This is a genomic window from Devosia sp. A449 (assembly GCF_054489375.1).
Genome location: NZ_JBTMWU010000001.1, coordinates 1,197,082 through 1,209,970 on the forward strand (window position 1 = coordinate 1,197,082; position 12,889 = coordinate 1,209,970).

The following is a 12,889-nucleotide window of genomic DNA, read 5'->3' on the forward strand; positions in this document are numbered from 1 at the left end:
GCGCCAACAAGAAGGCGGCAACGCCTCGCCAGACGACGAATTTTCAACTCCATGGGAGGATTTTTACATGCTTAGACGTACCCTGCTTGGCGCCCTCAGCGCCGTTGCTCTGCTCTCTGCCAGCGGCGCGACCCTGGCTCAGGAGGCCTATGACATCGCCCTGATCTCCAAGGGCTTCCAGCACCAGTTCTGGCAGGCCGTGAAGGCCGGTGCCGACAAGGCCGCCGCTGAACTGGGCGTCAACGTGACCTTTGAAGGCCCCGAGAGCGAGACCCAGGTCGACCGCCAGATGGATATGCTGGCCGCCGCCCTGTCGCGTAACCCGGACGCCATCGGCTTTGCCGCGCTCGACAGCCAGGCTGCAACCCCGCTGCTGGAACAGGCCAAGGCCGCCGGCATTCCGGTCATCGCCTTTGACTCCGGCGTCGCCAGCGACATTCCGCTGACCACTGCCACCACCGACAACGTGGCCGCTGCCGCGCTGGCCGCCGACAAGATGGCCGAACTGATCGGTGGCGAAGGCAAGGTTGCCGTGGTCGCCCACGACCAGACCAGCCGTACCGGCATCGACCGCGTCGAAGGCTTCGTCAACCGCATCAAGGAAGCCTATCCGAATATCGAAGTGGTGTCGGTTCAGTATGGCGGCGGCGACCAACTCGCCTCCACCGAAATCACCAAGTCGATCCTGCTGGCCAATCCCGATCTCAAGGGCATTTTCGGCTCCAATGAAGGCTCAGCCATCGGCGTTGCCAATGGCAAGCAGGAACTGAACAGCGATGTCGTGGTCATCGGCTTCGACTCCGGCGCGGCCCAGAAGGGCATGGTCGAAAGCGGCCTGATGAACGGCGCCATCACCCAGAACCCGGTCGGCATCGGCTACGAAACCGTCGCCGCCGCCGTCAAGGCGCTCAAGGGCGAAGCCCTGCCGCCGATTATCGACACCGGCTTTTATTACTACGACAAGTCCAACATGGCCGATCCCGAAATCGCCGCCGTGCTGTACGACTAAGCTAACATTGGGTGTGGCGAGAAATCGCCACACCCACCACGCTGTACCTCCCCCTTGACGGGGGAGGCTAGGAGGGGGTGCGAGAGCCCCGATGATTGGGGCCAGACGCCCCCCACCCTTGATCCCTCCCCGCAAGGGGGAGGGTGTTGACTGATAGTTCTAGGATCCACTTTATGGCCGACCTCTCTGGTAAAATCGTTCTCATCACTGCTGCTGCACAGGGCATTGGCCGCGCTTCGGTGGAGGCCTTCGTCAAGGCCGGCGCCAGCGTCATTGCCACCGATATCAACGCAGCCAAGCTCGCCGAGCTGGACGGCATGGCGGGGGTTACCACGCGGTCTCTGGACGTGCTGTCGGTCGAGGCGGTCAAGGCGGCGGTGGCCGAGATCGGTCATATCGACATTTTGTTCAACTGCGCCGGCGTGGTGCATTCCGGCACGGTGCTGGAGATGAGCGACGCCGATCTCGATTTCGCGCTCGACCTCAATGTGCGGGCCCAGGTGCGCACCGTGCAGGCGGTGTTGCCGCAAATGCTGGCGCGCCAGGACGGCACCATCATCAACATGGCGACGGTCGCTTCCTCGGTGAAGGGCGTGCCCAACCGGGCCGCCTATACGATTTCCAAGGCCGCAGTGATCGGGCTGACCAAGTCCATCGCTGCCGACTACACCACGCAAGGTATCCGCGTGAACGCCATCTGCCCCGGCACGGTGGATTCGCCGAGCTTGCATGAACGCTGGCACGCCACCGGCGATTTCGAAGCGGCCAAGAAGGCCTTCATCGCCCGCCAGCCGATCGGCCGCATCGCCATGCCTGAAGAGGTGGCCGATCTGGCGGTCTATCTGGCCGGGGCGACTTATACGACCGGGCAGATCCACATCATCGATGGTGGCTGGACGGCTTAAATCGAACTGGCGGTGAGTGCGGCCCCCTCACCCTGACCCTCTCCCCAACGGGGCGAGGGGACGCAGGAGCCGATGGTTTGCAGTGAGCCCGCCTCACCTCGCCCCTTCGGGGAGAGGTCGCCGCACCGCGGCGGGTGAGGGACCGGACTATCAATGGAATGAACATGACCAAGATCACCTCCCTCGCCACCCATGATCTCCGCTTTCCCACTTCGGCCACGCTGGATGGGTCGGACGCGATGAATCCTGATCCGGATTATTCGGCGGCCTATGTCATTCTGGGTACCGATGGCGCGCATGAGGGCCATGGCCTGACCTTCACCATCGGGCGCGGCAATGAGGTGGTGGTGGCGGCCATTCGGGCGCTGGAAAGCCGCGTGATCGGGCTGGAGCTGGAGTGGATTGCCGAGAATCCGGGTCGGTTCTGGCGGCATGTGACCGGCGATAGCCAGCTGCGCTGGATCGGTCCGGACAAGGGGGCGATGCACCTGGCCACCGGCGCGGTGGTCAATGCGGTGTGGGACCTGTTGGGCAAGATGGCGGGCAAGCCGGTGTGGCAGCTGGTGGCGGATATGACGCCGGAGCAGCTCGTTTCCATCATTGATTTCCGCTACTTAACCGATGCCATCACGCAGGAGGAGGCGCTGGCGATTTTCCGCCAGGCCGAGGCCGGCAAGGCGGAGCGTATGGCGACGCTCAAGGCCGAGGGCTACCAGTGCTACACCACCTCGGCGGGGTGGCTGGGCTACTCCAATGAGAAGCTGACCCGGCTGGCGACCGAGGCGGTCGCCGAAGGGTTCCAGCATATCAAGATGAAGGTCGGCCGCGATCTCGATGACGATATCCGCCGGCTGGAAATCGTCCGCTCGATCATGGGGCCGGACCGCTACCTGATGATCGACGCCAACCAGGTCTGGGAGGTCGATCAGGCGATTGATTGGGTGCAAAAGCTGAGCCGGTTCAACCCCTATTTCATCGAGGAGCCGACCAGCCCCGACGATGTTTCCGGGCATCGCGCCATCCGCCAGGCCATCGCCCCGGTGAAGGTGGCGACCGGCGAGATGTGCCAAAACCGTATATTATTCAAGCAGTTCATCAAGGACGGCGCCATCGACATCGTGCAAATCGACGCCTGCCGCATCGGTGGGCTCAACGAGGTGCTGTCGGTGCTGGTGATGGCGGCGAAATATGGTCTGCCGGTGTGGCCGCATGCTGGCGGTGTCGGACTTTGCGAATATGTTCAACACCTTAGCATGATCGACTATCTGGTGGTGTCGGGGACCAAGGAGGGGCGGGTGATCGAATATGTCGATCATCTGCACGAGCATTTCATCGAGCCCTGCGACATCCGCAATGCCGCCTATATGCCGCCGAAGCTGCCGGGTTTTTCGATCCAGATGAAGCCGGAGTCGATTGCGAGCAACGAATTCCGGGGCTGATTTACAGCGCCTGCAATTCAAACGCGAAGGTGCCCAGCGTGGTGTCGCCGCTTTTGATCTGGAACAGATAGTCCCCCTCCGGGTCGCCTTCGGAGATGCACCAGCCGCTGGAAACCCAGCCATCATAAGGGGTTAGCGTCAGCTCGGAGGCAACGCTGCGCTGGTCGTCGGCGATGACGATGAGGCTGCTGTCGCCGATATCCCAGTTCGCCGGCGGGGCGGGCAGGGTGTAGATTTCGCTCACCGTCACGTCGCCCTTGGTCTTGGCGAAACGCAAATGCCAATAGTAGCAGGTGTCAGTTAGCAGCGGCACCAGCGTGGTGCTTTCGACGATCGGATCGCCCTTGGCGGTGGGCACTTCGATGGTGAAATCGCTGTCGATCACGCTCTGGGCCAAGGCCGGTTGCGCCAGCATGGCCAGCAGTAACATCGTCAGCGATCGGCGCATATCCGTCCCCCTTTGATGCCGCGAAACTGGCAGCATGCGTGCAGCACGCCGCCAGTTTTCTTCTCCTTTGCTGCCAGCATGCTGACAGTTTTCTTGCGGTTTGCTGGCTTAGTTGGCCCACTCGCCGCCGCGCATCACCGGTTCGGTGCTGCCATCGGCATGAACGCCGTCGATATCGATCTTATCCGAGCCGATCATCCAGTCGATATGGATGTTGGAACTGTTGCCGCCGCGGGCGTTGATCTCGTCCTGGGTCAGATCCTTGCCGTCGATAAAGCAGTCCGAATAGCACTGGCCCTGCGCGATGTGGCAGGAGGCATTTTCGTCGTAGAGCGTGTTGAAGAACAGGATGCCGGAAGCCGAGATCGGCGAGGAGTGCGGCACCAGTGCCACTTCGCCCAGCCGGCGTCCGCCTTCGTCGGTGTCGAGCACCTTGTTGAACAGGTCCTGGTTTTTGCTGGCCTTGAACTCGACCAGTCGGCCGCCCTCGAAGCGGGCCTGCATGTCCTCGATCAGCGCGCCATTGTGGCTGAGCGGCTTGGTGCCGGCGACATAGCCGTCGACGCGCATCCGGTGCGGCGTGGTGAACACTTCTTCGGTCGGGATATTGGGGTTGCAGGTGATGCCGTTCTTGGCTTCCGAAGCGCCGCCCTTCCAGCGGTGACCATCGGCCAGACCGACGGTGAGGTCGGTGCCGGGGCCGGTATATTTGAGCGAGGCGAAAGCCTTGCCGTTGAGCCAGGTCCAGCGCTTCTTGAGATTGGCATTGTGCTCGGCCCACGCGGCAATCGGATCGTCCTGATCGACTCTGGACGCCTTGAAGATGGCGTCGGCCAGTTTGGTGACCGCTTCTTCTTCGCTGTCATTGGGGAACACCAGCTTGGCCCAGGCGGTGCTGGGATAGGAGACGATGTTCCAGTTGATGTCGAAGCCGGTGATCAGTTGCAGTGCCGGCTTGTAGGCGGCCGAGTTGGCGCGCATGGCGCGGGTCACCTTGTCCGGGTCCTGCCCGGCCAGCATCATCGGATTGTCGCCGGCAATGGCGAGGCGCGCGGCGTTGTTCTTGAAGGCGTCGGCCATGCCCGAATAGAGCCAGCCGGCGGCCTTGTCGAAGCTGGCATTGTTGGCGTGCTTGTAGCGCGCGAGGGTGGCTTCCTCGTCGGAATAGATGGTGGTGACCAGACCGGCGCCGGCCTTATAGGCATGCTCGGTGATGCGGCGAACCAGCGGCGCGGCGCTCATCGGTGCGGTCATCACCAGATCCTGGCCCTCGGCCAGTTGCAGGCCCACCTTGATGGCAACCTGGGCGAGCTTGTCGAGCTTGACGGGATCGATGGTCATTTGGGCGAAGGCCTCTTGGTGTTGAATCGGTTGGCGCGAGGTTAGACCCGGATGGGGGGCGGGCGCTACCCACCACCGTGCTCCCCTCTCCCCTTGAGGGAGAGGGACAGCAATTCTGCGTTCAGCAGAATTGCAGGGTGAGGGGTTCTGCGCCCGCCCATGCTTTGATGCTGTAGCAAGAGACCCCTCATCCGCCCTTCGGGCACCTTCTCCCTCAAGGGGAGAAGGGAGACAGTGCGCGAACACCCCCTGTGTCTTTCGCGCATCACTATTGCCACGTTGCAAAAATACCCCGTTGGCAAGTCCGAACGCTTTGGCTACAAATCGTCCACCGCTTCAGATCTCGAACATGGGAGGCGTTGTATGACAGTGACATTCACCACCCTCCCTCGCGGCGATAACCGAGCTTAGGTTCTCGCCCTTCGCGGCCCGCCAGTTTTGGCTCGCTGCTCGCGGTTTTTCCATCACAGCCCAATTGATCTGACGGGGATCATTTCGTCTCCCGCTCCGGCTGTGCCTTTCATCCCCTGCTTTTGAGGGCCGGTTGCCGGAGAACGGAACCGGACTGCCAATATGAGTCGCAAGAAACTCGATTTCCGTGCCGATGCCTATCGCAACGTGCTCGGCTTTACCTTTCGGCACTGGACCACGCGGCCCGGCCTGATCGCGCTGATCTGCGTGCTGGTGATTGTCAGCACGCTGGCCGAAGTCATGGTGCCGGTGTTTTCCGGCCAGATCGTTGATGCCATTGCCGGCGGTGAAGCCTCGGCAGCGAGCGCGGCGTTGCGCGCCTTTGCCATCGTCGCCAGCCTGGGCCTGGTCAGCGTCGTGCTGCGCTGGTTCATCTTTCAGGGCATTATCCGACTGACGCTGCGGATGATGGCCACCATCGTCAATAATGGCTTCTATCGGGTGCAGCGCTTCTCGACCGATTGGCATGCCAACAGCTTTGCCGGTTCCACGGTGCGCAAGATCACGCGCGGCATGTGGGCGCTGGATTCGCTCAATGACGTGCTGCTGGTGGCGCTGTTGCCGTCGCTGGTGATGCTGGTCGGCGCCACCGTCATTCTGGGCTCGTATTGGCCGGTGATGGGCCTGGTGGTGGGGCTGGGCTCGCTGATCTATATCGGCGTCACCGTGCTGCTCTCGATGGGCTTCGTCTCGCCGGCGGCGAGCCTCGCCAATGCCTGGGACACCCGGCTTGGCGGCGCGCTGGCCGATGCGGTCAGCTGCAACTCGGTGGTGAAAGCCTTTGGCGCCGAGGAGCGTGAAGAGTCGCGGCTTCGCGGGGTGCTGGGCCGTTGGGACCATCGCACGCGCCGCACCTGGAAGCGTGGCACGCTAAGCGGCACCATTCAGGGCTTTATGATGGTGACGATGCAGGCGGGCATTCTCGGCACTGGCCTGTTGATGTGGCAACGCGGGCTGGCCAGTCCGGGCGACATCACCTTCGTGCTCGCCATGTTCTTCGTGTTGCAGGGCTATCTGCGCGATGTGGGGCAGCACATCCGCAATCTGCAGCGGGCGGTCAACGACATGGAAGAACTGGTGGCGCTCGACAAGACGCCGCTTGGTGTCGACGACAAGGCGGGTGCGAAAGCCATTGCCATCGGCAAGGGCGAGATCGTGTTCGACAATGTCACCTTCCAGTATGGCGCGCATCCGACGCCGCTGTATCGCGATTTCTCGGTGCGCATTGCGCCGGGCGAACGCGTCGGGCTGGTGGGCCATTCGGGCTCCGGCAAGACCACTTTCGTCAAGCTGACCCAGCGGCTCTATGATCTGGAGCAAGGCGCCATCCGCATCGACGGCCAGAATATTGCCGAGGTGCAGCAGGCCAGCCTGCGCGGCCAGATCGCCATTGTGCAGCAGGAACCGATCCTGTTTCACCGGACGCTGGCCGAAAACATCGCCTATGCCCGCCCCGACGCCACCCGCGCCGAGATCGAGCAGGCGGCAGAGCAGGCCAATGCGCATGACTTCATTCTCAACCTGCCCAAGGGCTATGAAACCCTGGTGGGCGAGCGCGGGGTGAAGCTATCGGGTGGGGAGCGGCAGCGCGTCGCCATCGCCCGGGCGTTCCTGGCCGATGCACGCGTGCTGATCCTCGATGAGGCGACATCGAGCCTCGACAGCGAGAGCGAAGTGCAGATCCAGCAGGCGATGGAACGGCTGATGGTCGGCCGCACCACGCTGGTGATCGCACACCGGCTGTCGACGGTGCGGGCGCTGGATCGGCTGCTGGTGTTCGACAAGGGCCGCATCGTCGAAGAAGGCGATCATGGCCAGCTGATCCGGCTCAATGGCGGCATCTATCGCCGGCTGTTCGAACGGCAGGCGCTGGAGCTGACCAAGGGTCTGGTGGTTTGAACGGAAACGCCGGGGTGGGAGCCCCGGCGGTTTTTGCCGGATACCCCCACCCAACCTCCCCCTGATAGGGGGAGGAATCCCATCGCGTGTGTTGCAGGATATTGACCATCCGCCGGCCTTCTCCTCCCCCTGTCAGGGGGAGGTTGGGAGGGGGTATCCGGCTGAGTGCTAGATCACGTCAAGGGTCACATCAAAGCCCTTCCGGCTGACTTCGCTATAAGGGCAGATGATGTGGGCGCGCTTGACGATGTCGTCGGCTTTGGCCTTGTCCATGCCGGGGATGTCGATCTTGAGGGCGGCCTGAATCCAGAAGCCTTCGCCATCCGGGCGGTCACGGAAGCTGACTTCGGCGGTGACCTTGGTGTCTTCGGGGAGGGTGTCGCCGCTCTTGCGGGCGGCGCCCTTCATGGCGCCGAGGAAGCAGGCGGAATAGCCGACGGCGAAGAGCTGCTCAGGATTGGTGCCGCGTGCGCCATCGCCGCCCATTTCCTTGGGCGAGGTCAAGGTGACGTCGAGTACGCCGTCATCGGTGGCCCCATGGCCAACGCGGCCACCGGTGGAGGTGGCGCGGGCGGTGTACATGATCTTGGTCATTCAACGTCTCCTGAAAAATGGCAGCAAAAAAACACCGCCTGATTGCCTGGGCTTTGACGAACAATGCCTTCGGCACAGCGATGATGGTGCGATCGTGGGTCGGACCCATATGATAGGTCAACAGGAATTCAGGAATTCGCCATGATCGACACCTCCGTACAGACCAATGTGAAATCAAAACCCATTCTGCCGCTGAGCACGACGCTGGGGCCGGTGCATCTGGCCGTGACCGACCGCGCCAAGGCACTGGCGATCTGGCAGGATGTGGTCGGGCTTGAGCTGATCGCCGAGGACGGCAATGCACTGACGCTGGGCGCCGGCGGCAAGCCATTGCTCGTGCTGGAAACCGGCGCTATCGGCACGGTGGTGCCGCGCAGCATCGGGCTGTATCACGTGGCCATCCACCTGCCGACGCGCGCCGATCTGGCGCAGATGGCGGTGCGGGCACTGCAACGCAATGTGCGGATTTCGCCGACCGACCATCTGGTGTCGGAAGCGATTTATCTGTGGGACCTCGACGGCAATGGCATTGAGATTACCCTCGAAACGCCATGGCGCGGCACGCTGGGCGATCCCGACAAGGGCGAAACCTATGCCGTGACCGCCGATGGCAAGCCGCATTCGGGCCGCGACCCCATCGATCTCGACGGGCTGCTGGCCGAACTGGGGCCATCGCCGGTACTGGCGGCGCGGATGCCGGCGGGGACGCGGATCGGCCACGTGCATGTCCATGTGAATGACCTGAACCAGTCGATGGGTTTTTATCGCGACGTCATCGGCTTTGCCGGGTTTTTGCTGATCAACTCCTTCGGCATGGGCGATGTGGGGCTCGACTACATGCCGCATACCATCGCCTTCAATATCTGGTCCGGGCCGGCTGCGACTCTGCCGCCGGCGGGGACGGCGGGATTGCGCTGGTTCACCATTGTGCTGCCGGATGCGGCGACGCTGGACGGCCTCAAGGCGCGGCTGGCGGCGGCTGGGGCTCCCGTTGCGGCGATTGAGGGCGGTATTGAAACGCAGGACCCGTCGGGTAATCGGATCAAGGTGCTGCTGGGGTAAGCGCAAGCGGCTACAATCCCGGGCCGCGCGTGCTAGAAGACACGCGGGTCCGGTTGTGTTGGGAGACACGCATGCGCAGCGCTGAAGACGTCACAAAATTCTGGTTCGTCGAGCACGGCATGGAGGACTGGTTCGGCGGCAAGCCGGAATTTGATGCGGCGCTGGCGGCGGAATTTGCCGACACGCTGCCCAGGGTCGCGCTGGGCGAAGCCTGGGAATGGCGCCAGACGCCCGAGGGCCGGCTGGCGGAAATCATCGTGCTGGATCAGTTTTCGCGGCAGCTGCATCGCGGTTTGCCCGAGGCGTTTGCGCAGGACAAGATGGCCCTGGCGCTGGCGCAGGAGGCGATTGCCGCCGGGGCCGATCAGGCGATTGCGATGGAGCGGCGGATGTTCCTGTACATGCCGTTCATGCATGCGGAATCGCTGGTGATCCAGGACGAGGGCTGCAAGCATTTCGCCCAGTTCGGCGAAGAATCGCTGAAATTCATGACCGGGCACCGCGATTGCATTGCCCGCTTCGGTCGGTTCCCGTTCCGCAACAAGGCGCTGGGGCGCGAGAGCACGCCGGACGAACTGGCCTATATGGCAGAGCAGGGCGACCGGGCGTTCTAGCTCGCTAGCCCAGCAGCTTCGGATCGACCAGTGCGCCTTTTTGGCCGATTACCACGCCGGCGACGCGGTGGCCGTTTTCGGCGGCTTCCAGCAGCGACTTGCCGGCGAGGCGTGCTGACAGATAACCGCCATTGAAGCTGTCGCCGGCGCCGGTGGCGTCGACCACCTTGGCGCCGGGTTTTGGGGCGAGGCGGACGCGTTCGGTGGCGGTGGCGATCAGGGCTTCGCCGGCCCCATCCTTGACCACCACTTCACTGACCCCGAGCGCGAGATAGCGGTCGGCGGTGGCGTCGACCGAGGCGTCGCCGAACAGTGGCGCTTCGTCGGTATGGGTGGGCAGCACGATATCGCAGACGCTGGCGGCGGCGGTGAGCACGGCACCCATGACGCGCGGGCTGGTCCATAAGGCCGGGCGCAGATTGGTGTCGAAGACGATTTTAGCGCCGGCATCGCGCGCCTTGACGATGGCGCCGAGCAACCGGCCCCGGGCGCGGGGGGCCAGAATCGCCAGGGTAATGCCGGAAAAATACACCATCGAGGCGCCGTCGACGGCAGCGGCCAGTGCAGGCTTGTCGTCGGCCAGCAGCTTGGCGGCGGAAGTGTCGCGCCAATAGGTGAAGTGGCGATCACCCTTGTCCTGATGGATCATATAGAGGCCGGGGCGGCGGCCGGGCACGGTGCGGATATGGCTGGTGCCGATGTTGTTGCTGTCGAGAAATTCGCGGATTTCGCCGGAATAGCGGTCCTCGCCCAGGCCGGTGAAATAATCCACCGACCAGTCGGCGCCGAGCAGAGCGCGCATATACCAGGCGGTGTTGAGCGTATCGCCGGCATAGCCGAGGCGATATTGGCGATCCTCGCCGCCGCTCATTTCGATCATGCATTCACCGATGCTGACGAAGCGCTGCTGTGCCAAAACTCTTGCCCTCCACGATTTGCTTGAGGCTTATGCCGGTAAAGCTGATTTGCCTGCAAGTCAGTATCTTCCATACAAGATCGCAAAGCCCTATGGTTTACCCGATTTTACCGCCGGAGACTTCCATGACGCGTTTGAGCGCCGAAACCTTGAGCCAAATTCCTGCCGGCATTGCCGTGCCGCGCTATGATCGCAACAGCGTCACGCCCGGCATCGTGCATCTGGGCATTGGCGCTTTCCACCGCGCGCATATGGCCGTCTATGTCGACGATCTGCTGGCCGAGCACCCCGATTGGGCGATTGTCGGCGCCAGCCTGCGCCGGCCCGACACCAAGGAAGCGCTGGCGCCGCAGGACGGGCTTTATACGGTCGCCGTGCGTGACGCCTCGGGCACCCATCCCCGGGTGATCGGCTCGATCCTCAAGGTGCTGGATGCCAATACCGAGCGCGAGGAATTGCTGGCGCTGATGGCGAGCCCAGCCATTCGCATCGTCTCGCTGACGGTGACCGAGAAGGGCTATTGCCACGATCCGGCGACCGGCGAGCTGGACCAGCGCCATCCTGATATCGTGCATGACCTGGCCAATCCGACCGCGCCGAAATCGGCACCGGGCATGCTCGTGGAAGCGCTGGCGCGGCGGCAGGCGGCGGGCATTGCCCCGTTTGCGGTGATGAGCTGCGATAATCTGCCGTCCAATGGGGCGACGGTGAAGCGCATCGTCACGGCACTAGCCCGCCTGCGCGATGCAAAGCTGGGGGACTATGTCGGCAACACCGCGTTTCCCGGCACCATGGTCGACCGCATCGTGCCGTCCACGACCGATGCCGACCGCGCCACGGTGACCGAGCTGATCGGGGTGGAAGACGCCTGGCCGATCATGACCGAGCCCTTCACCCAATGGGTGATCGAGGATGACTTCCCGCAGGGCCGTCCGCCTTTCGAGCAGGTCGGGGCGCAACTGGTCGCCGATGTCGAGCCGTTCGAGCGGATGAAGCTGCGCATGCTCAATGGCAGCCATTCCACCATGGCCTATCTCGGCTATCTGGCGGGCTATGACTATATTTCCGACGTGATGGGCGACCCTGATTTCGTCACGCTCATCCATGGGCTGATGACCGAGGAAGCCATGCCGACGCTGGATATGCCCGGCGTCGATCTGGGTGCCTATCGCGACCAGTTGCTGGAACGGTTCCGCAATCCGGCGCTGCAGCACCGCACCTGGCAGATCGCCATGGACGGTTCGCAAAAGCTGCCGCAGCGTTTGCTGGGCACGATCCGCGACCGGCTGGCGGCGGGCCTGCCGTTCGAGCGGCTGGGGCTCGGGGTGGCGGCGTGGATGCGCTATGTCACCGGCATTGACGAGACGGGCGAAAGCATCGATGTGCGCGATCCGCTGGCGATGCGCATGCTGGCGATTGCCGCCGATGCCGGCGACGATGCCGAAGCACTCTATATCGGGCTGGCTGGGCTGACCGAAGTGTTCGGCAGCGATCTGGGCGACAACCAGAGCTTTGGCGAGACGGTGGCGACCCATCTCGATGAGCTGTTTGAAGAGGGCGTGAAGGCGACCGTAGCGGCGGCGGTGGCCTAATCCCCGGAGCTTCCCTCTCCCCTTGAGGGAGAGGGACAGAAAATCTGCGTCCAGCAGATTTTCAGGGTGAGGGGTGCGGAGTGCGCCCATGCTTGGATGCTCAAGGAAAGGGACCCCTCATCCGCCCCTTCGGGGCACCTTCTCCCTCAAGGGGAGACGGCATGACAAGGCGGAAGCGAAGAAACAGGTCAAGACCCAGCTGTCAAAATGCATCATATGACCAACGTCATATTGCGCCAAACAACTGATACCGCTATATTTTCTTCATTCTTTTGCCCGTCCCATTCGTGGTCACCATCAATGCTTTGCGTGCCGCAGCTGCGCTTGTAACGGACGCAGCTGTCCACCATAGTGCATAACATGGATGACGCAATGAAACTCCCGCCCTACGTCGTGCGCCGCGGCACGGTGCTGCAATATGTCCGCCGGATCCCCGGTGATCTGGCACATTCCTATCCCATCCAGCGCATTCAACGCACCCTGGCCACCGCCAATGCCTCGGAAGCTTATGCCGCGGCGGCGCGCATCACCACCGACCTCGACGCCCAGTTCGCCGCCCTGCGCCGTGAAAAGGGCTTTGCCATCGGGATCATCCATGT

General features: G+C 63.0%; 12 protein-coding genes. 8 read left to right on the forward strand and 4 right to left on the reverse strand.

The annotated features are described in order from the left end of the window. The first annotated feature begins 67 nt into the window (after positions 1-67). The 3 genes from ACX3OW_RS05735 (at position 68) to ACX3OW_RS05745 (ending at position 3,353) form a co-directional block, all read left to right on the forward strand. Entirely contained in the window at positions 68-1,009 is a 942-nt protein-coding gene (locus ACX3OW_RS05735) for a substrate-binding domain-containing protein (protein WP_459094760.1), read from the forward strand. 173 nt (positions 1,010-1,182) lie between these two features. Then, positions 1,183-1,914, forward strand: a complete 732-nt coding sequence (locus ACX3OW_RS05740) for an SDR family oxidoreductase (protein WP_459094761.1) — start codon at positions 1,183-1,185, stop codon at positions 1,912-1,914. A 164-nt stretch (positions 1,915-2,078) separates the two neighbouring features. After that, a complete protein-coding gene (locus ACX3OW_RS05745; protein WP_459094762.1) occupies positions 2,079-3,353 on the forward strand; it encodes an L-fuconate dehydratase in 1,275 nt (424 codons plus the stop codon). 1 nt (position 3,354) lies between these two features. Here the strand turns inward: ACX3OW_RS05745 and ACX3OW_RS05750 are convergent, their stop codons facing one another. After that, on the reverse strand, positions 3,355-3,801 hold the full coding sequence (locus ACX3OW_RS05750; protein WP_459094763.1) for a hypothetical protein: 447 nt from the start codon (positions 3,799-3,801) through the stop codon (positions 3,355-3,357). Between the two features lie 108 nt (positions 3,802-3,909). Continuing rightward, entirely contained in the window at positions 3,910-5,142 is a 1,233-nt protein-coding gene (locus ACX3OW_RS05755) for an aminopeptidase (RefSeq protein ID WP_459094764.1), read from the reverse strand. 573 nt (positions 5,143-5,715) lie between these two features. Between ACX3OW_RS05755 and ACX3OW_RS05760 the strand changes: the two genes are divergently transcribed. Then, the gene (locus tag ACX3OW_RS05760; protein WP_459094765.1) at positions 5,716-7,512 is read left to right on the forward strand and encodes an ABC transporter ATP-binding protein; all 1,797 of its coding nucleotides are present in this window, start codon (positions 5,716-5,718) and stop codon (positions 7,510-7,512) included. A 168-nt stretch (positions 7,513-7,680) separates the two neighbouring features. Here ACX3OW_RS05760 and ACX3OW_RS05765 read toward each other — a convergent pair whose 3' ends face one another. Next, a complete protein-coding gene (locus ACX3OW_RS05765; protein WP_459094766.1) occupies positions 7,681-8,106 on the reverse strand; it encodes an organic hydroperoxide resistance protein in 426 nt (141 codons plus the stop codon). A gap of 141 nt (positions 8,107-8,247) precedes the next feature. On the opposite strand from ACX3OW_RS05765, the gene ACX3OW_RS05770 reads away from it, so the two are divergent. Continuing rightward, on the forward strand, positions 8,248-9,168 hold the full coding sequence (locus ACX3OW_RS05770) for a VOC family protein (RefSeq protein WP_459094767.1): 921 nt from the start codon (positions 8,248-8,250) through the stop codon (positions 9,166-9,168). Positions 9,169-9,239: 71 nt separating this feature from the next. Continuing rightward, positions 9,240-9,782: a DUF924 family protein gene (locus tag ACX3OW_RS05775; protein ID WP_459094768.1), complete on the forward strand. Its 543-nt coding sequence runs from the start codon at positions 9,240-9,242 to the stop codon at positions 9,780-9,782. Positions 9,783-9,786: 4 nt separating this feature from the next. Here the strand turns inward: ACX3OW_RS05775 and ACX3OW_RS05780 are convergent, their stop codons facing one another. Next, the gene (locus ACX3OW_RS05780) at positions 9,787-10,698 is read right to left on the reverse strand and encodes a sugar kinase (protein WP_459094769.1); all 912 of its coding nucleotides are present in this window, start codon (positions 10,696-10,698) and stop codon (positions 9,787-9,789) included. Between the two features lie 125 nt (positions 10,699-10,823). On the opposite strand from ACX3OW_RS05780, the gene ACX3OW_RS05785 reads away from it, so the two are divergent. Both ACX3OW_RS05785 and ACX3OW_RS05790 read left to right on the forward strand, forming a co-directional pair. Continuing rightward, a complete protein-coding gene (locus ACX3OW_RS05785; protein WP_459094770.1) occupies positions 10,824-12,290 on the forward strand; it encodes a mannitol dehydrogenase family protein in 1,467 nt (488 codons plus the stop codon). 372 nt (positions 12,291-12,662) lie between these two features. After that, a partial coding sequence (locus ACX3OW_RS05790) for a DUF6538 domain-containing protein (RefSeq protein WP_459094771.1) occupies positions 12,663-12,889 on the forward strand: 227 nt, incomplete at its 3' end.